Origin of the sequence: Vibrio sp. B181a (genome assembly GCF_030248375.1) — a bacterium.
Taxonomy (GTDB): domain Bacteria; phylum Pseudomonadota; class Gammaproteobacteria; order Enterobacterales; family Vibrionaceae; genus Vibrio; species Vibrio campbellii.
In genome coordinates this window covers 68,712-93,656 of record NZ_JAHGAD010000015.1, presented here as the reverse complement: position 1 = coordinate 93,656, position 24,945 = coordinate 68,712, and the positions used below count along the sequence as shown (strand labels likewise).

Here is a 24,945-nt window from a genome sequence, read left to right as displayed (position 1 = left end):
TCCTCGAGAAACGTAATATCCCAATAATAATAAGCCAAACCGGCAAGGGTTTGGCTTATCGTTTGAGTTCTTAGTGCTGCGGGTTATCCGCGAGCCAGTTCGCCATGGCGACGAATTGTTGTAGCGTCAGGTTCTCTGGACGCATGCTTGGGTTGACACCAAGCTCTTCCAACACTTCTGCACTGATCAGTGCTTTGTAACAGTTACGTACTGTTTTACGGCGTTGGTTAAAGCCTTCACGACATACTCGCTCCAGCAAACGCAAATCTTTTGCAGGATGTGGCAGCTCTTCGTAAGGCACAAGACGAACAACAGCAGAGTCTACTTTTGGTGGCGGAACAAACGCCGTTGGCGGTACTTCTAGTACAGGCACAACTTTACAGTAGTATTGAGCCATAACCGTTAGACGGCCGTAAGCTTTGCTACCAGGGCCTGCTGCCAAACGATTTACCACTTCTTTTTGAAGCATAAAGTGCATGTCTTGAATGTCTTTATGGAATTCAAATAAGTGGAACATCAAAGGTGTAGAGATGTTGTATGGCAAGTTACCGAAGATACGTAACTTGTTGTTTGGCTTCACCAACTGAGTGAAGTCAAAGCGCATAGCATCGCCTTCATGAATTGTAAGCTTGTCAGCCAATTCTGGGTGGTTGCGTAGACGCTCTGCTAGATCTCGGTCTAACTCGATAACCGTGAACTTATCGACTTCGCGGCCAACAGGTTCGGTAATTGCACCAAGGCCCGGGCCGATCTCAACAAGGTTTTGACCTGGTCTTGGGTTAATTGCTGATACGATACCGTCAATAATGTATGGATCGTTCAGGAAGTTTTGACCAAAACGTTTACGCGCTTTGTGTCCTAAATGGACATCATTTCTCATTGTTTCTTCTCTACCAATTCTATCGCATGCGTGAGCGCTGTTCGGAAGCTCCCTGTATCCGCTTGACCTGTCCCTGCCAGCTCTAATGCAGTACCGTGATCCACCGAGGTTCTTATAAATGGTAGACCAAGCGTAATGTTTACTGAACGACCAAAGCCTTTGTATTTTAATACTGGCAACACTTGATCGTGGTACATACCTAAAACAGCATCAGCATCGTTTAAATACTTTTCATTGAAAATGGTGTCTGCCGGCAATGGGCCGATCAGATTGATTCCTTTTTCTTGTCGAATCTTTTCCAATGTCGGAGTGATGGTCTCGATCTCTTCGCGACCCAAACAGCCATCTTCTCCCGCATGTGGATTTAGCCCGCAAACATAGATGTTTGGCTGCGAGATGGCAAATTTTTCTACAAGATCTTTATGAAGAATATCGATGATTTTTTCTAATCGCTCTTCCGTGACGGCTTTAGATACGTAAGCCAAAGGGATATGCGTTGTTACTAGAGCAACTCGCAGGCCTTCAGTGGCTAGCATCATCACGACCAACGGTGTGTTGGACTTCTCGGCGAAGAATTCAGTATGTCCACTGAACGCTACACCTGAGCGATTTATCACCCCCTTATGCACAGGGCCGGTGACAATAGCATCAAATTCATCATTCATACAGCCCAAAGCGGCTCTTTCTAGTGTTTTTAACACGTAGTGGCCGTTGGCTTCATTAAGTTGACCAGCTACCGCAGTCTCTGCGATTTCGATATGGTCTACGATTAAAGTGCCAGCTTGCTGCGCCTTGGGTGCTTCTTCTGGATTGTAATCAAACAGTTGAACGTTTATGCCAAGTTGATTGGCTCTTTCTGCCAATACATTTTTGTCTGCACATACGACGATTTGGTGCGCCCAGTCTTCCTTCGATAGGGCCAGCACCAAATCAGGGCCGATGCCCGCAGGTTCCCCTGCGGTCACGACGATTCTACGAATCGAATTAGTTGCCATCATTGTCATCCACGATTTCAACGAATGCGCTTGCGCGTAGCTCTTGCATCCATGCGCCAGCTTCTTCATTAAACTTACGGTTAAATAGAATGCGGTAAGCTTTGTTTTTCATTGCTGAGTCTGTGCGGTCGACTTGGCGACGGTCTAGTACTTCAACAATATGCCAACCGTGTACGGTTTTGAACGGTGCACTGATTGAGCCTACTGGTAGTGTTTCTACTTGGTGTTTAAATTCTGGTACGTATAAATCAGGTGTTTGGTAACCCAGTTCGCCATTTTGAGCGGCTGAACCTGGGTCTTGGCTGTATTGTGTTGCCAATTGGTCAAAGGTCGCCTCACCCGCTTTGATACGACGGATGAACTCGTTTAGCTCTTTCTTCGCACCGTCGTCACTTAAGATAACGGTTGGTTTGATAAGGATATGGCGAGCATTTACCTCTGTGACCGCTACGGTTTCAAGACCTTTCACATCTTCAATTTTTAGGATGTGGAAACCGATGCCGCTGCGAAATGGGCCAATGATACTGCCTTTGTTTTGCATCTTGATTTGGTCAGCAAAGATGGTCGGCATTTCTTCTTTACGCATCCAACCCCAATCACCACCTTGTAGTGCTTTCGGACCTTTTGAGTAGGTGTACGCCATTTCAGAGAAATCTGCACCGTCTTTGAGTTTCTTAACCAATGCATTGGCTTCTGCTTCGACTTCTGACTTGTCTTTGTCGTCAGAAAAACGAAGTTGGATATGGCCAATCTTGTATTGAACGGTTGCGTTAGTTTCTTTCGCCAACTGGTCTGCAAGGCTATCTACCTCAGCAGGAAGAATGTTGATACGACGACGAACCAGTGCATTACGCGCTTCAGAAGCGGCAATTTCTTTACGAATCTGTTCGCGGAATTCAGAGTAGCTTAGACCTTCTGCTTGTACAGAGGCTGCCAACTGTTCCACGCTTTGGTTGTTGTTGCGAGCAATCTCTGCAATCGCTTGATTAAGGCGGTTATCATCGATACGTACACCGATACGCTCAGCTTCTTGGCCTTGAAGCGTGTCGATAATAAGCTTTTCTACCACTTGGTCTTTCAGCACGCTTGCTGAAGGCAGACTCTTGCCACTTTGGCGAGCGTTTGCTTGAAGCGTTTTCATCGCGGTATCGATGTCGCTTTGCAGAATCACACCATCGTTTACGATGACTGCAACCTTATCAAGCTCTACTGGCGCTGCTGTTACACCACAAGAAAGTAGGGTGGTGAATAAGAGTGATTTCCAAATTTTCATTAAAAATTCCGTCAGTAATAGTGATTAAGCGTCTTGTTATAGGTAAGACGCTTAATTTGATTAATTGTTCAAATAGAATGGTCGACCGTATTTGATCGCATTGTCTGAGCCATCAAGTTCTTTCGCGGCGGTATCTGCACGTTGGTTGGTTGCAAAACCCTGAATACCGAAGTTAACACTGATGTTATTTTCGTATTTCGGTGATGAACCATCGCTACCGATCGCTTTTTCATCCCAGCCCAATAGTTGGTTTGAGTAGGTTAGACCGAAGTACCAACAATCTGATTGGTAGCGCAAGCTGGCTAGCCATTCCATATCAATATTTTCATTTAGGTCGTAGTAGTACTGACCGCTTGCAGACCAGCTCGGGTTGAACTCGTATGCCGCTACGATACCCGCTTGTGAAATGCCTTTACGAGTGATCGTATCTAGGTTTTCGACAATGATCGTATCTTCGATGTACTCACGCGTTACGTAGCGGTAGTTACCTTGAATAAAACCGCCGTTAAATTGGTATTCCAAGGTGCTGTTTGCTAGTTGCATTGAGCTCAAGTCGATGTCGTACTGGAGACCACCGTGGTAGAACAGGTAATCGTTGTAGTTGAAATCGGTTTCAATTGCCCATGACGAGTAGTTTGACGTTTCATCAGGCATGCTTGGGTTATTGCTGAGCTTGGTCTTCTTGTCGAAGTAGTAGATCTGACCAAACGAAACGTTCAATCGCTCTTTGTAATCATCATCGAAGAAACGAGTACTTGCACCGTAGCTTAACTGGTTTGCAGAAGCGATCTTGTCGATACCACTGTATTTACGGCTGCGGAATAGACCGTAGTAGTCGGTTTGCAGCAAGGTGGTGTCGTAGTTGTAGATGTTGCTCTGGTCTTCATCCGGCACATACAAGTATTGCAACTGTGGCTCAAGTGTTTGGGTATAGCCTTCAATCCAACTTGTATCACGCTCGAGGTACATACGCGCATGGGTACGGAATTCTGGAATGACACGTGACACGTTTTCATCCAGTGTATTACGCAGGTCTGGATCAGTCAGTCCTTCTATGTCTTGCGAGTAGTATGTCGACAAGACGCGAGCTTCTGTAGTCCAAGTTGCCCAAGAGTTCGATAGAGGAATAGTAATGCCTGGCTCGACGTGAACACGGGTTGCATCTGGCTTCGCAGTATCATCGGTATCGAAGCGGCTAAGTTGGCTCTTCACATCGAAGTTTACGTAGTTACCCCACAGTGGCGTGTAGTAGTTCAACTCAAGTTCAGGCAGAAGACGGTATGGCTGGTTGTCTTCTTCTAGTAGGATTTGGAAGTCACGGACACGTAATGATGCATCCCAGAAGTTTGAGCGATATTTCACTTCACCTTCTTGGAGCAGTTGGCCATCTTCACGGTTACCAATGTCGGAATCTAGATCTCGGAAGTAGTCGATATCACTCACTTTGGAGTAATCAAGGCTGACCACCCATTGCTTGTTGATAATACCGTCGTGCTTAAATTGGTAACCCCAGCGCGATTCGTCATCGTACTTTTTGTCGCTGCCCATGTATTCGCCTTTGATCTCTCCATCACCCCAACCATTGGTTAGGTAGCGGAAGTCAGTATCTAGCTTATTACCACGCTTTTGCATGTACAGAGGCGTAATCGTCATGTCGTATTGAGGGGCGATATTCCAGTAAAATGGAAGTTCGACTTCCATACCATCACTTGAGCCATACGACATAGACGGGAATAGGAAACCCGTTTTACGTGTGTCGCCAATTGGCATGGTCATATACGGTACGTAGAAAACTGGCACATCCAATATTTCGAAACGTGGGTGGTGTAGGGTTGCTGTCTCTTCGTCTTGGTCGACATCGATCCCCGATGCAACTAGGCGCCAAGCGTTATCGCCCTGAGGACAAGAGGTAATCGATCCATCTTCTAACTCATACACTGACTGACCAGTACGCGCGATGTATGCCGCTGTGCCTCGACCTTGTTGGCAAAGGAACTGATAATCGGTGTTTTCGAGTGAGAAGGTATCTCGGTTGATGTCGTTGGTCACACGATCAGAACGTGCTTTCACTTTACCATCGTTGAAGGTCACGTTACCTTCGGCCACAACCACGTTGTCTTGTTGGTGAAGTGTTACGCTATCCGCGGTGATTTTCTTCGGGCCTTGCGTTACTTCAACGTTACCAGAGTACTGAGCTTTATCGCCATTGATGGCTTGTAAGCGGTCGGCTTGTACGACGACTTCAGAGTTAAGCGCGTCCTCCTCACCACTTGTTTCGACCAAACATTGATCTGTGGTGGGCATTTCCTGCACACTATCATTGATATTCGCTTCAGCTTGAGTGGTAGGTACAAACAAGGCGGTGCTGATAGAGGCCGCTAAACATGTGCGGGAGAAATGTTGCATTGAATTGAACTTTCCTGTGTCACTGCTACTCGATGGCTATAGGGCTTGTTGTACCCTCGCGTTATAGCCAAATGAATCAACTATAGTTTGCAATTATCCCAGAGCATGGATTCGCTGTGGCATAATGCCGATATAAAATAGCTGCAAAGATAGCCAGGCTAAATAGCCTGATCTGAAAAAAACTAATTCCATTATCATAAAGGAAATCGTTGCGTCCGGCACTATAAGACCGCCGTCGTCGATAAAAATTCATTGATAGAGAACACATAATGCATATTTTTGGCAAAATTTTGGGTGCCTTTTTTGGCTTGTTACTCGGTGGCCCATTCGGTTTATTGTTTGGCCTATTTATCGGTCACCAATTCGATAAAGCGCGCCGTTTAAGCCAAGCTGGATTTTCTACAGGTGGTTTCGGTAAGGGGCCTAGCCAAGCTCAGCGCCAAGAAGAATTTTTTAAAGCTGCATTCGCAGTAATGGGACACGTGGCAAAAGCCAAAGGTCAAGTCACCAAAGAAGAGATCCAATTGGCTTCGACCATGATGGATCGTATGAACCTCCATGGAGAGCAACGACGTGCTGCACAAGATGCTTTTCGTGAAGGTAAAGAGAGCGATTTCCCACTAGAGGATGTGTTGGTTCGTGTGAAGATCTCTTCGGCAGGGCGCTTTGACCTGCTGCAATTCTTCCTAGAACTGCAAATCTCGGCAGCCTTTGCTGATGGCTCGATTCATCCGAGTGAACGTAATGTCCTGCATAAAATTGCCCGTGGCTTGGGTTTCTCTTCAGAGCAATTAGAGCGTCGCCTGCACATGCAAGAAGCGGCGTTCCGTTTCCAAAGCCAAGGTGGTTTCCATGGTCAGCAACAAGGGCAATATCAATCTTCAGGTGCAGGTTGGCAGCAAGCTTCACAAGCGGATCAACTGGCTGATGCCTACAAAATCCTTGATGTCTCTTCAGATGCGGACGGTAAAACGGTCAAACGTGCTTACCGTAAGTTAATGAATGAACATCACCCAGATAAATTGATGGCTAAAGGTTTGCCACCAGAGATGATGAACGTTGCGAAAGAAAAGTCGCAAGAGATTCAAAACGCTTACGATCTGATTAAGAAAGTCAAAGGCTTTAAGTAGTCGGAAGTTTTCTATCAAGTATTGGATTTAAAAAAGGGCACAGAGTGCCCTTTTTTCATGTCTTAGTCTTTGAGTTGCCGGTATCTTTAGCTTTTGGCCTATCATGATCCTAACGCTAATTGACCTCAAATCTCTCCAGTTTAGTTGGCTTGATTCAAGTCCCAATCGTACTCGTATTTCACGTTGCCAGAGAAATTTTTGTATTGCGGGGCATATTGAGCAATGTGGTTGAATACTTGCTTCTTACCGCCAAAATCTTCGGCAAACCAATCATAAATAGAAGACAGCTGTGCCGTGTTACCTTGGATAGATACGCCTTTGCTGCTGTTAATAAATGTTTTAGCGGCACTATCTAGTAGAGCTTGCGTGTTGTCAGCAGTGAATGCTTGAGACTGCAGATTAGGGCATCCCAAGCTGGCACAGTTAACCGCGTAATGTGTTCTTGGGTCATTCCAAATTGGACGTAAAATGCGATGCTCAATATCGTTTAAAGTCAGATCTTTCTCGTTGACCACGACCACATCATCCCCCCAAGGGCCAAAGCTAAATAAGCCGCCCAGTTTGGTTATCGATTGGACGGGATAGTTATCCAAAATCAGATCAACCGTGATGGCGTTGTAAAGGTTCACCCAATAGGCGTATTGCTCTGCTTGGTTGTATTGTAGAGGGTCGAGTTTTGCCAAACGCTGGATGTATTGTTTCAGCTTAGTTTTATCGGCAGAGGTGACTTGGCTATAACGAAACAAGGTATTCTCGCCTTGTTCAACCAAATAAGCATCGAGCAATTGCTGCCAACCTTGATGAGAGATTTGACTTTGATTAGCCTGATTCGATTGTTTCCAATACGGCCATAAGTCGGATTTAGGTGCGGCAAATGTTGAGAAAGAAACCAGAGCACACAATAGCAATAACAGACGCTTCATAGAGAGACCTTTGGTTAAACCTTGTTGATAGTGTAGACCTGTCTACGATGGGATTTCTTTCCTGACACAATGAATATAAAGAAAAAAGGTTGGCCAATGCCAACCTTGTATTTGTTTCAATTACGATTTGAATTAGCTCAAGAAACTCGGGATATTCGCCTCGTACTCGGCAATCTTGTCTTCGTGTTGAAGGGTAAGACCGATATTGTCCAAACCGTTTAGCAGGCAGTGACGACGGAACGAATCGATTTCAAAACCATATTCTTTGCCGTTGGCGCGAACCACATTCGCTTCTAGATCCACTTCTACTTCTGCGCCTTCGTTAGCCTCAACAAACTGGAAGATTTCATCCACTTCTTGCTCAGTCAAGCGAACTGGCACCATTTGGTTGTTGATCGAGTTACCGTAAAAAATATCGGCAAAGCTTGGTGCGATCATCGCTTTGATGCCGTAATCTGCTAGTGCCCACGGTGCGTGCTCACGAGAAGAACCACAACCGAAGTTTTCACGCGCGAGCAAGATAGAAGCACCTTGGTAGCGAGGTGCGTTCATCACGAACTCTGGGTTCGGTTGTTCGCCAGCATCGTCTAGGAAGCGCCAGTCATGAAATAGGTGCTTACCAAACCCTAGGCGAGAGACCTTTTGCAGGAACTGCTTTGGAATGATGGCATCAGTATCTACGTTCGCTGCATCTAGAGGAACAACTAAGCCTGTGTGTTGTTTAAAGCCTGACATTTGTTTGCTCCTTAGTCTAGTTCACGAATATCTACAAAGTGACCAGCAATTGCTGCCGCCGCTGCCATCGCAGGGCTCACTAGGTGGGTACGGCCATCACGACCTTGGCGGCCTTCAAAGTTACGGTTTGAAGTAGACGCACAACGTTCATGTGGACCCAAACGGTCGTTGTTCATTGCTAGACACATTGAACAACCTGGTAGGCGCCATTCAAAGCCCGCTTCTTTAAAGATCACGTCCAAACCTTCCGCTTCTGCTTGCGCTTTTACTTGCTCAGAGCCAGGAACGATGAGCGCTTGAACGTGAGACGCGACTTTGCGACCTTTCGCTACTTCAGCGGCTGCGCGCATGTCTTCGATACGTGAGTTAGTACAAGAACCAACGAAGACTTTATCGACGTTGTAATCAGACAATGACTTGCCCGCTTCTAGACCCATGTAAGACAATGCTTTTTCTGCCGAGGCTTTTTCTACTGGGTCCGCAAAACTTTCTGGTGCTGGGATCGGCTGGTCTACCGCGATAACTTGGCCAGGGTTAGTACCCCAAGTGACTTGTGGTTTGATGTCTGCTGCGTTTAGTGTCACGACCGCATCAAACTGAGCATCATCGTCCGTTTTTAAAGTCTTCCAGTATTCTACTGCAGCATCAAAGTCCACACCTTGAGGTGAGAATTTACGGCCTTTAATGTATTCGAATGTGGTTTCATCTGGTGCAATCAAACCGGCTTTCGCACCTAGCTCAATTGCCATGTTGCATACGGTCATGCGGCCTTCCATTGAAAGGTCGGTGATCGCTTCACCACAGAATTCAACCACGTAGCCTGTACCGCCAGCAGCTGTCGTTTCACCGATGATCGCTAGCACGATATCTTTAGCGGTGATGCCCGGCGCCACTTTGCCTTTCACTTCGATCTTCATCGTTTTAGCGCGCGCTTGTTTTAGCGTTTGAGTTGCTAATACGTGCTCAACTTCTGATGTACCAATACCAAATGCTAGCGAGCCGAATGCACCGTGTGTAGCTGTGTGCGAGTCACCACAAACAATGGTCATGCCCGGTAGGGTAATACCAAGCTCTGGGCCCATAACGTGGACAATACCTTGGTACTTATGGTTGATGTCGTAAAGCGTAACACCAAACTCTTCACAGTTTTTCGATAGCGTTTCCATCTGGATACGTGCCATCTCACCGGATGCGTTGATGTCTTTGGTGGTTGTGGAAACGTTGTGGTCCATGGTGGCAAAAGTTTTGCTGACCTGACGCACTTTACGACCTTTTTCACGCAAGCCGTCAAATGCCTGCGGAGACGTCACTTCATGTACCAAGTGACGGTCGATGTACAAGATTGGGTTTTCCCCTTCTGCTGCGACGGCAACGTGTGCGTCGTAGACTTTTTCGTATAGTGTTTTGCCCATTGTTTGCTATCTCGTGTATAGCTCCCGACAACGGCTCATCAGGAGCAAATAATTATTATTAAGTCGTGCTGTATTAAGAGTTTAAGATGTACTCAGCGATCTTATCGCCCATCTCAGACGTCGAAAGTGCTGGGTTGTCACCGGCAAGGTCACCCGTTAGCTCACCCGCTGATAGTGCTTTTGAAACGGCCGTTTCGATGTCTTGTGCCGCGGTTTCTTCACCTAGGCTATAACGCAGCATCAATGCCGCAGATAGGATTTGCGCCACTGGGTTAGCGATGTTCTTACCTGCGATATCTGGTGCACTGCCGCCTGCTGGCTCGTACAGACCGAATTTGCTTTCGTTTAGGCTCGCGGAAGGCAACATACCCATAGAGCCAGTGATCATCGCGCACTCATCAGAAATGATGTCGCCGAAGATGTTTGAGCATAGCATTACGTCGAACTGTGCTGGGTCTTTGATAAGCTGCATGGTTGCGTTATCAATGTACATGTGTGACAGCTCAACATCTGGGTAGTCTTTTGCGATTTCTTCGACCACTTCACGCCATAAGATAGAGCTTTGTAGAACGTTCGCTTTGTCGATTGAGCACACTTTCTTACGACGTAGACGAGCAGACTCAAAGGCAATTTTTGCAATGCGTTCAATCTCGTAGCGGTGGTACACCTCAGTGTCGAACGCTTTTTCTGTCGGCCCTTCACCTTCACGACCTTTCGGTTGGCCGAAATAGATACCGCCTGTTAGTTCACGAACAACCACGATGTCAAAGCCGCGACCTGAGATGTCTGCGCGTAGTGGTGAGAAAGCTTCAAGACCTGAGTGAATTTGTGCTGGGCGTAGATTACAGAACAGTTGGAAGTGCTTGCGTAGTGGTAGTAGGGCACCGCGTTCAGGTTGGTCATTTGGTGGCAAGTGTTCCCACTTAGGACCGCCAACTGAGCCGAATAGGACTGCATCAGACTCTTCACACGCTTTTACTGTGCTTTCTGGAAGTGGGCAACCGTGATTATCAATCGCGATACCACCTACATCGTGCTCGTCACGCTCAAACGCAATGCCGTGTTTCTTTTCGATTGCATCCAACACTTTATGTGCTTGCGCCATTACTTCTGGGCCGATGCCGTCGCCTGGTAAAACGGCAATTTTGTATGATTTGTCTGTCATGTTAATCCTTTAAATTTTCTAAATTTTTTGAGCTTGTCTAAAACGAATTTGGTTGGAGCCTGCGCTGTGGGACTCAAGCTCCTTGAATTAATGATTAAACCGTCGCAATTCTCTTTTGCTTCATCTCTTCAATCTTATCGGCGCGATGAATGCTGTTGATGACGTGCAATAGCGCTTGACCAGAGGCTTCTACAATGTCGGTGGAAACGCCGGTACCGTGGTACTTACGACCTTTGTAGTTGGCGATGATATCTGCTTGGCCCAGGCCATCTTCACCTTCGCCTTTTGCGGTTAGGTCGAACTTGTCTAGGACGATCTCGTAACCTGTCACGCGGTAGATACATTGGTATAGCGCATCAACCGGACCATTACCGACGGCAGCTTCACACATTTCTTCATCGCCACATTGCATTTTGACGCTGGTGGTTGCCATTACGCTGCCAGATTGCACGCTTAGGTAGTTCAACTTGTAGAAGTCGTCTTCTTCACGCAAGTTTGAGAAGTGCATTAGTGCTTCTAGATCGTAGTCGAACACCTGACCTTTGCGGTCAGCAAGCTTCAAGAAGTCTTCGTACAGCGCATCTAGGTTGTACTCTTCTTCCTTGTAGCCCATCGCGTCCATGTGGCTCTTAACCGCAGCACGGCCACTGCGACTGGTTAGGTTCAATGCTTGGTTCTTAAGACCAATCGACTCGGGCGTCATGATCTCGTAAGTGTTCTTGTTCTTTAGCATGCCATCTTGGTGAATACCTGAAGAGTGGCTGAACGCGTTAGCACCAACGATAGCTTTGTTGCTCTGGATTGGCATGTTACAAAGCTGGCTGACCAACTTGCTGGTACGGTGGATTTCGTCGTGTTTTAGACCGGTGTGCACGCCCATGAACTCTTGGCGCGTTTTTAGGATCATCGCGATTTCTTCAAGAGAGCAGTTACCTGCACGCTCACCGATGCCGTTGATAGTCCCTTCTACCTGACGAGCACCCGCTTGCACGGCTGCGATAGAGTTGGCAACAGACATACCCAAGTCATCGTGACAGTGAACAGAGATGATCGCTTTGTCGATGTTTGGTACGCGGTTGAATAGGGTCTCAATGATGCCGCCAAATTCACTTGGTACTGTGTAGCCAACGGTATCTGGGATATTGATGGTGCTTGCACCAGCATCGATAGCCGCTTCAACCATACGACATAGGTTGTCGATAGGGGTGCGACCAGCATCTTCACAAGAAAACTCAACGTCATCGGTGTAGTTACGTGCGTGTTTTACGGCTTTCACGCCCATTTCTACAACATCGTCGTAGCTACGGCGCAGTTTGTCTTGAACGTGAACAGTCGAAGTCGAGATGAAAGTGTGGATTCGGAATGCGTCTGCGACTTTTAGCGCTTCAGCGGCAGCATCGATGTCTTTCGCAACGGCACGCGAAAGGGCACAAACTCGGCTGTTTTTAATGTGTTTTGCGATGGTTTGTACGGACTCGAAATCACCTGGAGAAGAAACAGGAAAACCCGCTTCGATAACATCAACGCCTAGCCTTTCCAGCGCATAGGCAATCTGCAGTTTTTCTTTAACCGTCAAGCTTGCTGACAACGCTTGTTCGCCATCACGCAATGTGGTGTCGAATATAATGACCTGATCGTTCATGTTTGCTTCCTTCATGATTTCTGCACTTTTCGTGCAATTTAATCGTTTACTTCCGGTATTTAGATATAAAAAAACCCGCATTTGCATGCGGGTTTCTTAGAAATTGGTGTGGTTATTTTTCTTCCACAGCCTACCCGCGCGAATTGGTCACGATAAGGAGGAGGCTAAGCAGGATAGAAAAACGTGCTGACATAGTTGTTAAGCATTCCACAAAATTAAGTTAACAAATTAGTACCGCACTCAATGGAGCACGTCAACCCTAAAGTCGATTTTTTATTCATATCGGATGAGTGGATTTCTATTAATGACTTTCTTAGGCGGTTCAGGTGTTGGTCAGTATTCGCAGCATGAATCGTTTTTATTTCGTTCAGAGGGTGAGGATCGTGAGTCTCACAATAGCTTTTAATATAGACGGTTATTGCTCTTTAATACCAAATGTAACTATATGTTTTGCCAAGTTATAGTTGCCAGATGTTTCTCTATTGTTTTCGATTGAGATCTTATTATTAGTTGGGTGAATAGCTTTCAGCTAGTAAAGAGAGATTTAAAATGGAGGGCAAATTAATCAAGGATGGTGAGTTATGTTCTATAAATCCCGAGTTGCATTGGCGATCAGCAGTACTTTGGTTCTATCTGCCTGTGGTGGTGATTCTAATCCGCCACCAGTTACCGACAATGTGTTAACCGTTAAGGTGATTGATGGTTACATTCAAAATGCGAAAGTGTGGTTAGAGAGAAAAGACAGCGTTAACTACATTTTGGAAGATGGGGAAGTGAGTGGTACCACCGATGAAACTGGCGCGGTGTCTCTGGATCTCACTCAAATTGATGACATTATTAACTATCAGCTCATTACCTATGCTGAAGCGGGTGTGGCGATCGATTTAGATCATGGAAAACCCCTTGCTCACGATCTACTTATGACCGCCTATCAAGGTAAGGTTGTGACGCCATTAACGACGTTGATTGAAGCCAAAGTGCGCACTAAGGCTGGCGAAACGGATGCTTACCAACAAGCAGTGAGTGAAGTAGCGAAAGCACTTGGGGTGAGTGAAAGCGTGGTAGTTGCTGACTATATTGCAACTCAAACTGAAGAGGCAAAGAAAGTACAAAAAAGTGCGGTCTCTCTAGTCGCTTCTGGCGCGATGCCTGATTCTGTTCAAGAGCTTGAACAAGCCCAAAACATTATCGCAGATTCTGAGCAAGTGAACCTTTTGGTTGAGAATGCTGCTGATGATCATATCGTCATTAAAGATCCTGACACGAATGAGTTGACGCTGGTTTCCACTCATGACAGTGATGGCGATCTTATTATTGATGCGCTTGATGCCTTTCCTAATGATGATACTGAATGGTACGACAGTGACGGTGATCAGGTAGGGGATAACCAAGATCTTTTCCCTCTCGACCCAAGTGAGAGCAAGGACACAGATAAAGACACCGTTGGTGATAATGCTGATGCTTTCCCTAACGATCCCTCAGAAACAAAAGACAGCGATAAAGATGGTGTCGGAGATAACAGTGATGTCTTCCCGGCTGATGCATCGGAATCGGAAGACAGTGATAAGGATGGCATTGGTGACAACAGCGATGCATTTCCAAATGATCCATTAGAGTCTAAAGACAGCGATAAAGACGGCGTTGGCGACAATAGCGATGTTTTCCCAAGTGATGCATCAGAGTCAAAAGACAGCGACAAAGACGGTGTTGGCGACAATAGCGATGTTTTCCCAACTGATGCATCCGAATCAAAAGACAGCGATAAAGATGGCATTGGCAACAATAGTGATGCCTTCCCAAATGATGCATCTGAATCTAAAGACAGCGACAAAGATGGTGTCGGCGACAATAGTGATGTCTTCCCAACTGATGCATCAGAATCTAAAGACAGCGATAAAGATGGCGTCGGCGACAACAGCGATGCGTTCCCAAGTGATGCTACAGAGTCTAAAGACAGCGATAAAGATGGTGTTGGCGACAATAGTGATGTCTTCCCAACTGATGCATCAGAATCTAAAGACAGCGATAAAGATGGCGTCGGCGACAACAGCGATGCGTTCCCAAATGATGCGTCAGAATCTAAAGATAGTGATAAAGATGGTGTAGGCGATAATGCTGATGCCTTGCCAAACGACCCGACGGAAACGCTTGATACCGATGGGGATGGTATTGGCAACAATGCAGACAATGATGATGATGGAGACGGTTACTTAGATAACGAAGACAATCAGCCTCTCGAGGCTCTAAATGTACCCAACACTCTAGCGCAGTGTATTGCCTCTTTACCGGAAGGTCAGTTTGCCACAGTTCCGGTCGATGAAACGAGAGACAGTAAGCTTTATTCCATTACACGTGAAATGAACAATGGCGACACCCAACAGTTTTCTCAAACAGAAATCTTACTTGGCCAGCAATCAGGGTTACCTAATGGATTGCTATCGGATCGAGCCTTCCATGTTACCCAAGTGACGCCTGATTTTGGTGGTGCTGTCAGCGAATGGGATCCGATTGCAGAGTTAGAGTATACCGATGCGGTAAGTGGTATGTCTTACGGCTTTCATGATACCTACTATCGCTGGTGGGGTTTTGTCCCTACGATTCAGCAAGATCACGACGTGGCACTCAATACCCCACTTGTTGTTGATTACACTCGTATCCATAAATGGAACACCGATGCCGAGTCTCCAACCTTTAATCAAAACGCCACCACGTTGTTCTACCAAGGAAAAGACATTTTAAATGTGGATGGCACTCTCGTTGAAGTGTGTGTTTCAGGGCATGAGGGCAACTATGCCTTTGTAGACAATGATGGTAGCAACGAGCCTGCACCAGTATATATTTCAGAGACAACGACAAACTACACCGCTAGCCAAAATCTGGTAGTGAAAAGTGAACGTTCGTATATGGAGTATGCAGACGAGGAAAAAGTGACACCTGTTTGGGGCTGGAGCAACTACGTCAAGCAGCTAGAAGGTTTCACAATCGATAATCAAGCTTATGGTAAAGACCCAATGCACTCCAGAGTTCCTGAAGGTGAGTTTGTGACATTCGAGCAGTGTTTAGCATCGCTAGAAGGAGGAGAGTATGTTGCTCAAACCGGTGATGTTAACTCCTACCGAATGACCCGTTCGCGTTTCAATGAGTTTAGTGAGTATGTGGAACAGGAAGCGAACTACGAGTGGCACCTGTTAGCGAATGAAAATTACCAGTGGCACGACATGAGCGTTCGTTTAGAGCAATTGTTTGCGACGCTACTAGATGGCTCACCATGGTTCACTGAGCATTATCATATTGCACAGAATGGAGATTGGTTAGGTGTTGAAGGCTATGAACCAAACAGCGATATTGATATCAAGTGGGGTTCTAGAACAACTGAAACCCTAGGCTGGAGTGAGAAAGCCTACTATCGAATTCCTAATGTGACTTACAGTCAGTTTTCTATTCACGATCCTTCTACCCAGTACGGCAGTGACGTCGATGGCGATCAGTTGGTGGATTGGCGCTCTGGTAAGGTGATGTACAGCCAAACCTACGCAGGTAAGAAAACGATCAATTACGATGTGGACGGACAGCAGTATCAAGCTGAGGTATGCCAGCAGTTTAGCTACAGTACATCGGAATACTTCGATGAATCAGGCACAAAACTAGACGATATGACCGAGTGGCAACGACAGGTCGATAGCTACGATAGCAAGGGTATTGTGCAGAGAGAGCGAAGCAACAATACTTGGTCAACTGAGGTTTGGAACCGAACTTCAGCCAATCACTAACGAGTCGGAAAGCGGTTACTTTGGTAGCCGCTTTTTTGATCTCATTTGCTTGTTAAATGCATACCAAAGCCGCGGAGCTGGTGTCTTAATGATGAGAAGGGCGCTGGAGAGGGCGATTTTATACTGCATGCTTTGCGAGCTATCACACAAAGGGATCAATTGGTTGGTATCTTTCTATCAGAGCGTTTTATAGTAGAGCGGTTGCATTTGTAGAGTTTTAGCACAAACAGGTTAGGGATTAATGAATTTGGCGAAACAATTTGGACGTTCTGCTCTGGCTTTAGCGGTGATCTCTTTGTCCGGTTGCCAGTTGTTACAGTTTGGAGCTCCAACACAAACGACTTCTTCTGTGATGAAAGATGACCATGCAAAAAGTGTTATGGCGATCAATCATCAGATGGACCAGTATTTGAGTGAAGATGGTCGAGAGTCGTTTTTGAACCAGATGCTGGTGGCATTGGAATCAGATAACCGTGATAAGTTTAAAGGCAAAGATCCCGACACTTACACCTGGTGGAAGATTCGCGTTCAGCCAAATCAATGGAAAGAGGCTGAAGTGAGTCGCCCGGTTGTCGAGGGGGTTGATACCTCCAGTACACTTGAATTTATGGATGTGTCCTATCGTTCTAAAACCACACTCAACTTACGCGCTAAACCGAGCTTACAAGGAGAGAAGTTGGGAGAGTTAAGTAAAGGGGAAGTGTTTAATGCCTTAGCGAAAGTGGAAGGTGAACCTTGGCTCTTGGTTGAACAAAAAGGCATGATCCGCGGTTATGTACACAAAGACTATGCGCGCAGCAACGTCGTAAATCGCGATATTCTTTCCATCAAGCCGAACCCTTTGCTAAGTAGTGAGGCTCCATCGGCAGAGAAATCCAAAGATAATGAGTTGTTCGGTAGCTACACTTGCCGTGACCTGAGCTACGAGTTGACCAAAGATGGTCACATCACGAAGGGCGCGCTGAGAGCTTGTCGAAAGCAACGCAAAGTCTGGTATATCGATGTGCCAGTGGCGAATGCCAACCCGTCCTAACGATAAATCATAGATAACACCCTAGGGTGAAAAGTTCGGTCGATAATTCAGTTATCGCCGAGCTTTTCAATAAAGCTATTGTGTCCTCTTTTTCTTCTCTTCTCCCTATGCTTGGTCGTTGTCATTAATTGTCCAAGTTCCCGTCATGTAGTTGTCACTTTCAACGCCTACTTTTCATACAAAGTCGTTGTCAAAGTAAAGGACAGTTACATGCGAGCTTTAGAGACAATAACCCAACCAATAGCAAGTATTGCTAAATTCGATTTGGCATTCTCCAGTGTGTGTTTGCAGCACCGCTTCAATCAACAAGTCGCTAATATCAGTAAAGGCGTATCACACAGTGGAGATGGGCATCTCTACTTGGTGCTGGGCCTGCTAGCGTGGTTTCTTGATAAGCAGCAAGGGCAATGGTTCTTGCTCGCTGGACTCATTGCGTTTGCCATAGAACTGCCAATCTACTGGGCGTTAAAAAACAGTTTTAAACGCCGTCGTCCTGAAGAACTTAGCGCATTGCTTCCTGCGTTTATAACCCCCTCTGATCGCTACAGCCTACCTTCAGGCCACACGGCTGCAGGTTTCGTGATGGCGACGCTCATCAATCATTTTTATCCCGAACTGGGCACGTTTGCTTTTGTTTGGGCAGGGCTAATTGGTATTTCGCGCATTCTGCTTGGAGTGCATTTTTTCACAGATATCATCATCGGTGCGCTGTTAGGCAGCCTTTGTGGTTCTATTGCGCTAGCCATAGTGGGAGGCTAATTGATGAAAATCCTTTACGGTGTCCAAGGTACGGGGAACGGCCATATTGCTCGGGCACGAGCAATGAGTGAGGCATTTAAAGCACACGAGGTGCAGGTGGACTTTCTCTTCTCAGGCCGTGAACCAGACAAATACTTCTCGATGGAAGCATTTGGTGATTATCAGACAAGGCGTGGTTTCACTTTTGTCACAGAAAAGGGCTCAGTGAACTACACCAAAACGGCGTTGAACAACAATCTGATTCAGTTTTTCAAAGAAGTACAGCATCTTGACCTCTCTTCTTATGATCTGGTTATTAACGACTTTGAGCCAGTCTCTGCTTGGGCTGCACGCAAGCAAAACAAGCCATGTATCGGCATCAGTCACCAGAACGCCTTTCGCTATCCTGTACCGCAGAAAGGGGCGAGTTGGTTTGATAAATCCGTGATCGAACACTTTGCCCCTTCTCAGCATCATCTAGGGCTACATTGGTATCACTTTGACCAACCTATTCTTCCTCCGATTGTACATACTCTTGAGCATGCCTCAGGCAATGAAGATTTTGTGTTGGTTTATCTGCCGTTTGAATCGATAGAAGACATCAGTGACTTGCTGTTTCATTTCAATCAGCAGAGTTTTGTTTGCTATCACCCGAATGTGATTGAGTGTGAGCGAATTGAAAACATCGAGTTGAGACCTTTATGCCATACCAACTTCCAGCATCATCTGCAGCGTTGCAGCGGTGTGATTGCCAATGGTGGTTTTGAACTGCCATCAGAGGCACTTTCGTTAGGTAAGAAACTTTTGCTCAAACCGTTAGCTGGGCAATTCGAACAGCAGAGTAATGTCGCCACTTTGGAGGACCTTGGGTTGGCGACTTCGATGGACAATCTCGATATCTCGATAGTGCGTCAGTGGCTTAAGGAACAACAAGCAGAAAGTGTGAAGTATCCCGATGTGGCAAAAGCGATTGCCAGTTGGGTACTGCAAGGGGCTTGGGATACACCAGAAAAACTCTCTGAGCAGCTCTGGGAGCAGGTCGATTTTCCTAGCTATGTATCCAGTCTTTAGCCGCTTTTGGTATTGCACACTCGCAGTCATTCATGACCTGATTGGCTGCATTTTTATGCCCCTATGATCATTTCTATTCACGGTAATTTCGCTGCCTCTTTAACTGATTTGTGCGTTTTGTGAACCGAACTATTGATGCTGCTTTTTGAACTGAAATGCGAACGATAATCTCAGTAAATGAATGAAGTGCTACCTGTAGATTGTCATTTACGTGCTAAATAAGTTGTCAGAAATCTCTGAATTCGTTGTTTTATACTTTTTTATGTTTTTCTTAAGGTTATGATAATTAATAGATAAATACCTAATTGGCTAAAATTTAATGATTAAATATCAATCTAGTTGATAAACCTTAATCGATTAGTTGATAGTACGGTTCAAGCCGGAAATATCCGGACGATAAATATAATACAAATTCGGTTTTCTATTCCTTACAAATGATTCGAATCCAGCCACGGTCGTCTGTGTGCGAAGGGATTCTATTCGTTAAGAATTCATTGAACCAAGTTGACGATTACATAAGAGGCGCACTCCATGTTAGATAAAAAAGACGCGATGAGCGCAATTGCTAGCTACCGTATGGAAAGCACATTGCGTGGTGTAGATTTAAATCTATTGACTGTATTTGATGCTGTGATGCAAGAGCAAAACATTACTCGTGCAGCACACAATCTAGGTATGTCACAACCAGCGGTAAGCAACGCGGTTGCTCGCCTAAAAGTGATGTTTAATGATGAGCTATTTATGCGTCAGGGTCGTGGTATTCAACCAACTCAACGTGCTCGTCAGTTGTTTGGCCCAATCCGTCAAGCACTGCAACTTATCCGCAACGAATTACCGAGCTCAGTATTCCAACCTGAGTCTTCAACTCGTCTATTTAAGCTCGCGATCTGTAGCCCATGTGACATGCGTTTCGCACCTCGCATTATGGCGAACATCAATGAGCAGGCGCCAAGCGTACAACTTCACCTAGATGCGGAATTTGATCGCCTTCTTTCAGAGCGTATGCGCTACCAAGAAATCGACTTCGTAATCGACTACGCTCGTTTCGATGACCAAGGTTTCTCAAGCACTGAAATCTTCAAAGATGAGTTAGTTGTGATTGCTTCTAAGACGCACCCTCGCATTCAAGGTGGTGTATCAGCTGAGCAACTGATCAACGAAAAGCACGCGAAACTTTCACGCGTACATGGTCAACGCAGCTTCTCTGAGCAAGCGTACCGCGAGCTTGATTGCCAAGCAGCGTACGAAGGTTCAAGCCTAAGCAACCTGCTTTACGTAGTAAGCCAGTCTGAGCTTGTAACTATCGCACCACGTTGGATGGCAGAAAACGCAGTAAACAGCGACCAACTGCAAATCCTAGATTTCCCATTTGAAAACAAAGAAATCAGCGGTTACCTAAGCTGGCACGAATCAAGTGAGAAAGACAAAGGTCACATCTGGCTACGTGATCAGCTAATGATCACTTGTGGTGAAGTGGTAGCACTTAAATAAGCCGATTTTTTAGCCTGACTAACTGGTCAGACTGGATTTGTAATCATCAATTTTTACAATTCCTTGGCCCCGAGAGATTGCCGTCTTTCGGGGTCTTTTTATATCCACCAAATGACAACTGAAACAGCGACTTAAGTTGATTAAACCTTCATCACTCAAACATGAGCTATGCTCTCATTAGTGATAGTCGTCTCTTAATAATAATAAGTTTGATAATGGTCAGTTGCGTTTTTAAGCGTCGAGGTTACACTTGTGCGCTCAAATAGCTTACGCCTGTAAGCCAAAAGGTAATGTAAAGAATGGCCAAGTTAGATTTTCATATCGTAAAACGTATTCGTGAACAAATTGCGAAGGGTAGTACTCGTGTTGCGCTTAAACATAAAGTCGGCGACACATGGCAAGGTATTACTTGGGAGCAATTTGGTCAGCAAGTAGATGCTTTATCACTTGCGCTTTTGGCTCAGGGATTGGGCGTTCAAGATAAGATCGGTATCTTCTCAAACAATATGCCGCAGTGGACGATTGCTGACTTTGCAGCGTTGCAATTGCGTGGCGTGACTGTACCGATTTACCCAACTAACACAGCAGCGCAGTCTGCTTACATTATCGATAACGCAGACGTAAAAGTGCTGTTTGTCGGTGAGCAACCTCAATTTGAAGCAGCCGTTAGCATTTTTGACGAATGTCAGCAGCTTGAGCTTATCGTTGCAATGTCAGACGACATTGATCTGGGTGAGCATGCCTTTGCGATGTCTTGGCAAGACTTTATTGCCAAGGGGGACAATAGCCAGCACGCTGAGCTTGAGGTTCGCTTAGAGCAAGCACAAGAAGATGATTTACTGACTCTGATTTACACTTCGGGCACAACAGGTCAGCCAAAAGGCGTGATGTTGGATTACGCTAACATCTCTGCGCAGCTTGAAGGTCACGATCAACGCCTAAGCTTGACGGAAGACGACGTATCGCTATGTTTTCTACCACTATCACACGTATTTGAACGTGCGTGGACATTCTACGTGCTCTACAAGGGCGGAACTAACTGTTATCTGCAAGACACGATGCAAGTGCGTGATGCGCTGAGCGAAGTACGTCCGACAGTAATGAGTGCAGTACCTCGCTTCTATGAGAAAATCTTCTCTGCTATTCATGAGAAAGTGTCACGAGCACCTGTTCACCGTAAGATCATGTTCACTTGGGCCGTAAACATGGGCGCGAAGATGGCGGCTTGTCATCAAGAAGGTCGTAAACCATCGTTGATGCTGCGTAAGTCGTATGCTCTGGCGGATAAACTGGTTCTGAGCAAGCTACGTGCATTACTTGGTGGCCGCATTAACTTCATGCCATGTGGTGGTGCGAAGTTGGATGAAACAATTGGTCGCTTCTTCCACGCAATTGGCATCAACGTGAAGCTTGGCTACGGCATGACAGAAACCACAGCAACGGTTTCATGTTGGGATGACCAATGTTTTGATCCAAGCTCTATCGGTATGGCAATGCCGGGTGCGCAAGTTAAGATCGGAGAAAATAACGAGATCTTAGTTCGTGGTCCAATGGTGATGCGTGGCTACTACAAAATGCCAGAAGAGACCGAGAAGACATTCGACGAGCATGGTTTCTTGAAGACGGGTGATGCAGGCTACATTGATGAGAATGGCAACCTGTTCATTACTGACCGTATTAAAGAACTGATGAAGACCTCAAACGGTAAGTACATTGCGCCTCAAGTTGTCGAAGGTGCGATCGGTAAAGACCATTTCATCGAGCAGATCGCGGTTATTGCTGATACGCGTAAGTTTGTATCCGCGCTTATCGTTCCTTGTTATGACTCGCTAGAAGAGTACGCGAAAGAGCTGAACATCAAGTACCACGATCGTGTTGAGTTGATCAAACACCACCAAATTGTCGAGATGCTTGAGAAGCGTGTTAATGACCTTCAGAAAGAACTGGCTAAGTTTGAACAGGTTAAGAAATTCAAACTGTTGCCTAAAGCGTTCTCGATGGATGATGGTGAGTTGACCCCAACACAAAAACTTCGTCGTAAAGTCATCAACGACAAATACCAAGATGAAATCGAAGAAATGTACAACGAAAAGTCAGATAAAAAGTAACTTAAGCTGACTTAGATTTCAGATTGATGAAATTATCCCCAGTTGCCTAATATTGTGCTGCTGGGGATTTTTTATGACCGCTTTTCACACTTCTTTCCTCTCTACAAAGAGAAAAAAACACTCTTGGTCGCTATTTTTAGTGAAATTATTCACTTTATTTTTAGTGTATACATTTTGTTGATTCTAAAATGCTCTCTATTGGTAGCGTCTAACCCTGACTTTGTTCTAATTTATAGCATCTTGTTTAAAATTTGATTTATCTCTCATTAGACCCGTTGATAATAAAACGTTACATTTGTTGTGTTACCTTGCGTTTTGTTATGACAGGCGTAAGACATAGCTGAAAAAGTGGAAGTATTTCTATTAGGCTACGAATAAGACCTAGACTATGTAAAACCAGACCAAACCGTTGGCCTTACGGTGAGGAAAACTGGTAAGGAGAGCAATTATGACAGCAATGTTGTCAGGCGCAGAGATGGTAGTGCAATCTCTGATCGAAGAGAGCGTAGAACAAATCTTTGGTTACCCAGGTGGTTCCGTTTTAGATATCTACGATGCCCTGCACGCCAAAACCGATCAAATCAAACACGTACTAGTGAGACATGAACAAGCTGCCACTCATATGGCGGATGGCTATGCCCGAGCAACGGGTAAGCCGGGTGTAGTACTGGTATGTTCGGGTCCAGGCGCGACCAATACCATCACGGGTATTGCGACGGCGTACATGGACTCCATTCCAATGATCGTCATTTCAGGTAACGTGCCAAACAACCTGATTGGTAATGATGCCTTTCAAGAGTGTGACATCGTGGGTGTATCGCGCCCAGTAGTGAAACACAGCTTCTTAGTAAAAAAAGCAGAAGACATTCCAGAGACGATCAAAAAGGCGTTTTACATCTCGACAACTGGCCGTCCTGGTCCGGTTGTGATTGATTTGCCAAAAGACATTTTGAACCCGCAAATCAAGCTTCCTTACGAGTATCTAGAAAGCATTTCGATGCGTTCATACAAACCGACGACATCAGGTCACAAAGGTCAGATCAAAAAAGCATTGAAATCGCTTGTTGAGGCGAAGAAGCCGGTATTGTACATCGGTGGTGGTGCCGTTATTTCTGGTGCCCATGAGCATATCCAAGCGCTATCAGATGAATTGAACTTGCCTGTGGTAAGTACATTGATGGGGTTAGGTGCTTTCCCTGGTACACATAAAAACTCGCTGGGCATGTTAGGCATGCATGGTACCTATGAAGCCAACATGGCGATGCACGAAGCGGATCTTATCTTCGGTATTGGGGTCCGTTTTGACGACCGTACCACCAACAACCTAGAGAAGTACTGTCCGAATGCCAAAGTGATGCACATTGACATCGATCCTTCTTCCATTTCTAAAAACGTGAAAGTGGATCTGCCAATTGTAGGCTCCGCGGATAAAGTCTTGGCAACCATGATGGGCCTATTGAAAGAGCAAGGTAGCAGCAACGATCAAGATGCGATCACCCAGTGGTGGGAAGAGATCCAAGTGTGGCGTGATCGTCAGTGTCTGGCCTACGAAACCTCTCCTGAGCGTATCAAGCCTCAACAGGTGATTGAAACTCTACACAAGCTAACCAATGGTGATGCTTACGTGGCGTCTGATGTTGGTCAGCACCAAATGTTTGCAGCGCTTTACTACCCATTTAATAAGCCACGCCGTTGGATTAACTCTGGTGGCCTTGGCACTATGGGCTTCGGTCTGCCTGCTGGTATGGGCGTGAAGTTCGCGATGCCAGAAGAAGAAGTGGTGGTGGTGACTGGTGACGGCAGTATTCAGATGAATATTCAGGAGTTGTCGACGGCAATGCAATACGACATTCCAGTGAAGATCATCAACCTGAACAACCGATTCCTAGGCATGGTAAAACAGTGGCAAGACATTATTTACCAAGGTCGTCACTCCAATTCATACATGAGTTCTGTTCCTGATTTTGCAGCGATTGCAGAAGCTTATGGTCACGTCGGTATTCGTATCGAAACGCCAGATCAGCTTGAAGCGGGTCTACAAAAAGCGTTAGATATGAAAGATCGTTTGGTGTTTGTCGACATCAACGTAGACGAAACCGAACACGTTTACCCAATGCAGATCAAAGGCGAGGGTATGGACAAGATGTGGCTAAGCAAAACGGAGCGTACTTAA

17 protein-coding genes are annotated in these 24,945 nt (G+C 45.8%); 8 read left to right on the top strand and 9 right to left on the bottom strand.

Translation table 11 applies throughout. From position 1 onward, the window contains the following. Positions 1-70 precede the first annotated feature (70 nt). The 4 genes from rsmA to lptD are packed head-to-tail and all read right to left on the bottom strand — an operon-like array spanning position 71 to position 5,554. Complete coding sequence (rsmA, locus tag KIO97_RS07530; protein WP_005528601.1) at positions 71-880, bottom strand: 16S rRNA (adenine(1518)-N(6)/adenine(1519)-N(6))-dimethyltransferase RsmA; 810 nt, start codon at positions 878-880, stop codon at positions 71-73. Then, the gene (gene pdxA / locus KIO97_RS07525; protein WP_005430439.1) at positions 877-1,875 is read right to left on the bottom strand and encodes a 4-hydroxythreonine-4-phosphate dehydrogenase PdxA; all 999 of its coding nucleotides are present in this window, start codon (positions 1,873-1,875) and stop codon (positions 877-879) included. The genes rsmA and pdxA overlap by 4 nt, the downstream gene beginning before the upstream one ends. Next, positions 1,865-3,148, bottom strand: coding sequence for a peptidylprolyl isomerase SurA (gene surA / locus KIO97_RS07520; protein WP_285381746.1), 1,284 nt, complete (start codon positions 3,146-3,148; stop codon positions 1,865-1,867). The genes pdxA and surA overlap by 11 nt, the downstream gene beginning before the upstream one ends. 60 nt (positions 3,149-3,208) lie before the next feature. Continuing rightward, the gene (gene lptD / locus KIO97_RS07515) at positions 3,209-5,554 is read right to left on the bottom strand and encodes an LPS assembly protein LptD (RefSeq protein WP_285381744.1); all 2,346 of its coding nucleotides are present in this window, start codon (positions 5,552-5,554) and stop codon (positions 3,209-3,211) included. Between the two features lie 269 nt (positions 5,555-5,823). Between lptD and djlA the strand changes: the two genes are divergently transcribed. Then, positions 5,824-6,684 carry a co-chaperone DjlA gene (gene djlA / locus KIO97_RS07510; protein ID WP_010646448.1) on the top strand — a complete coding sequence of 287 codons (861 nt, stop codon included), beginning with the start codon at positions 5,824-5,826 and terminating at the stop codon, positions 6,682-6,684. A gap of 140 nt (positions 6,685-6,824) precedes the next feature. On the opposite strand, the gene KIO97_RS07505 is transcribed toward djlA, so the two are convergent. From KIO97_RS07505 to leuA, 5 genes are all read right to left on the bottom strand, one after another. Continuing rightward, positions 6,825-7,607, bottom strand: a complete 783-nt coding sequence (locus KIO97_RS07505; protein WP_285381741.1) for a DUF547 domain-containing protein — start codon at positions 7,605-7,607, stop codon at positions 6,825-6,827. Positions 7,608-7,739: 132 nt separating this feature from the next. After that, positions 7,740-8,342: a 3-isopropylmalate dehydratase small subunit gene (gene leuD / locus KIO97_RS07500; protein ID WP_005430484.1), complete on the bottom strand. Its 603-nt coding sequence runs from the start codon at positions 8,340-8,342 to the stop codon at positions 7,740-7,742. A gap of 11 nt (positions 8,343-8,353) precedes the next feature. Continuing rightward, positions 8,354-9,754: a 3-isopropylmalate dehydratase large subunit gene (gene leuC / locus KIO97_RS07495; RefSeq protein ID WP_285381740.1), complete on the bottom strand. Its 1,401-nt coding sequence runs from the start codon at positions 9,752-9,754 to the stop codon at positions 8,354-8,356. 73 nt (positions 9,755-9,827) lie between these two features. Beyond that, a complete protein-coding gene (gene leuB, locus KIO97_RS07490; protein ID WP_005430431.1) occupies positions 9,828-10,919 on the bottom strand; it encodes a 3-isopropylmalate dehydrogenase in 1,092 nt (363 codons plus the stop codon). A gap of 94 nt (positions 10,920-11,013) precedes the next feature. Further along, on the bottom strand, positions 11,014-12,561 hold the full coding sequence (gene leuA / locus KIO97_RS07485) for a 2-isopropylmalate synthase (RefSeq protein WP_010445640.1): 1,548 nt from the start codon (positions 12,559-12,561) through the stop codon (positions 11,014-11,016). 581 nt (positions 12,562-13,142) lie between these two features. Here leuA and KIO97_RS07480 point away from each other — a divergent pair. From KIO97_RS07480 to KIO97_RS07450, 7 genes are all read left to right on the top strand, one after another. Next, a complete protein-coding gene (locus KIO97_RS07480) occupies positions 13,143-16,331 on the top strand; it encodes a thrombospondin type 3 repeat-containing protein (protein WP_285381739.1) in 3,189 nt (1,062 codons plus the stop codon). A gap of 241 nt (positions 16,332-16,572) precedes the next feature. Continuing rightward, positions 16,573-17,364: an SH3 domain-containing protein gene (locus tag KIO97_RS07475; protein WP_045419906.1), complete on the top strand. Its 792-nt coding sequence runs from the start codon at positions 16,573-16,575 to the stop codon at positions 17,362-17,364. A gap of 210 nt (positions 17,365-17,574) precedes the next feature. Continuing rightward, on the top strand, positions 17,575-18,123 hold the full coding sequence (locus KIO97_RS07470) for a phosphatase PAP2 family protein (RefSeq protein ID WP_005528618.1): 549 nt from the start codon (positions 17,575-17,577) through the stop codon (positions 18,121-18,123). A 3-nt stretch (positions 18,124-18,126) separates the two neighbouring features. Further along, on the top strand, positions 18,127-19,173 hold the full coding sequence (locus tag KIO97_RS07465; RefSeq protein ID WP_050906302.1) for an MJ1255/VC2487 family glycosyltransferase: 1,047 nt from the start codon (positions 18,127-18,129) through the stop codon (positions 19,171-19,173). Between the two features lie 531 nt (positions 19,174-19,704). Further along, entirely contained in the window at positions 19,705-20,664 is a 960-nt protein-coding gene (gene calR, locus KIO97_RS07460; RefSeq protein WP_005430441.1) for a LysR family transcriptional regulator CalR, read from the top strand. 299 nt (positions 20,665-20,963) lie between these two features. Beyond that, positions 20,964-22,772 carry a long-chain fatty acid--CoA ligase gene (locus KIO97_RS07455; protein ID WP_212582018.1) on the top strand — a complete coding sequence of 603 codons (1,809 nt, stop codon included), beginning with the start codon at positions 20,964-20,966 and terminating at the stop codon, positions 22,770-22,772. Between the two features lie 448 nt (positions 22,773-23,220). Further along, positions 23,221-24,945 (top strand): acetolactate synthase 3 large subunit, encoded by a 1,725-nt coding sequence (locus tag KIO97_RS07450; RefSeq protein WP_285381738.1) that lies wholly within the window; start codon positions 23,221-23,223, stop codon positions 24,943-24,945.

What these genes read in the sequence shown, in the direction of transcription:
- calR (WP_005430441.1), top strand. Translation starts at nt 19,705, where the DNA reads ATGTTAGATAAAAAAGACGCGATGAGCGCAATTGCTAGCTACCGTATG.
- leuB (WP_005430431.1), bottom strand. Translation starts at nt 10,919, where the DNA reads ATGACAGACAAATCATACAAAATTGCCGTTTTACCAGGCGACGGCATC.
- lptD (WP_285381744.1), bottom strand. Translation starts at nt 5,554, where the DNA reads ATGCAACATTTCTCCCGCACATGTTTAGCGGCCTCTATCAGCACCGCC.
- KIO97_RS07480 (WP_285381739.1), top strand. Translation starts at nt 13,143, where the DNA reads ATGTTCTATAAATCCCGAGTTGCATTGGCGATCAGCAGTACTTTGGTT.
- KIO97_RS07475 (WP_045419906.1), top strand. Translation starts at nt 16,573, where the DNA reads ATGAATTTGGCGAAACAATTTGGACGTTCTGCTCTGGCTTTAGCGGTG.
- leuD (WP_005430484.1), bottom strand. Translation starts at nt 8,342, where the DNA reads ATGTCAGGCTTTAAACAACACACAGGCTTAGTTGTTCCTCTAGATGCA.
- KIO97_RS07455 (WP_212582018.1), top strand. Translation starts at nt 20,964, where the DNA reads ATGGCCAAGTTAGATTTTCATATCGTAAAACGTATTCGTGAACAAATT.
- KIO97_RS07465 (WP_050906302.1), top strand. Translation starts at nt 18,127, where the DNA reads ATGAAAATCCTTTACGGTGTCCAAGGTACGGGGAACGGCCATATTGCT.
- pdxA (WP_005430439.1), bottom strand. Translation starts at nt 1,875, where the DNA reads ATGGCAACTAATTCGATTCGTAGAATCGTCGTGACCGCAGGGGAACCT.
- surA (WP_285381746.1), bottom strand. Translation starts at nt 3,148, where the DNA reads ATGAAAATTTGGAAATCACTCTTATTCACCACCCTACTTTCTTGTGGT.
- KIO97_RS07470 (WP_005528618.1), top strand. Translation starts at nt 17,575, where the DNA reads ATGCGAGCTTTAGAGACAATAACCCAACCAATAGCAAGTATTGCTAAA.
- KIO97_RS07505 (WP_285381741.1), bottom strand. Translation starts at nt 7,607, where the DNA reads ATGAAGCGTCTGTTATTGCTATTGTGTGCTCTGGTTTCTTTCTCAACA.
- leuC (WP_285381740.1), bottom strand. Translation starts at nt 9,754, where the DNA reads ATGGGCAAAACACTATACGAAAAAGTCTACGACGCACACGTTGCCGTC.
- rsmA (WP_005528601.1), bottom strand. Translation starts at nt 880, where the DNA reads ATGAGAAATGATGTCCATTTAGGACACAAAGCGCGTAAACGTTTTGGT.
- djlA (WP_010646448.1), top strand. Translation starts at nt 5,824, where the DNA reads ATGCATATTTTTGGCAAAATTTTGGGTGCCTTTTTTGGCTTGTTACTC.
- leuA (WP_010445640.1), bottom strand. Translation starts at nt 12,561, where the DNA reads ATGAACGATCAGGTCATTATATTCGACACCACATTGCGTGATGGCGAA.
- KIO97_RS07450 (WP_285381738.1), top strand. Translation starts at nt 23,221, where the DNA reads ATGACAGCAATGTTGTCAGGCGCAGAGATGGTAGTGCAATCTCTGATC.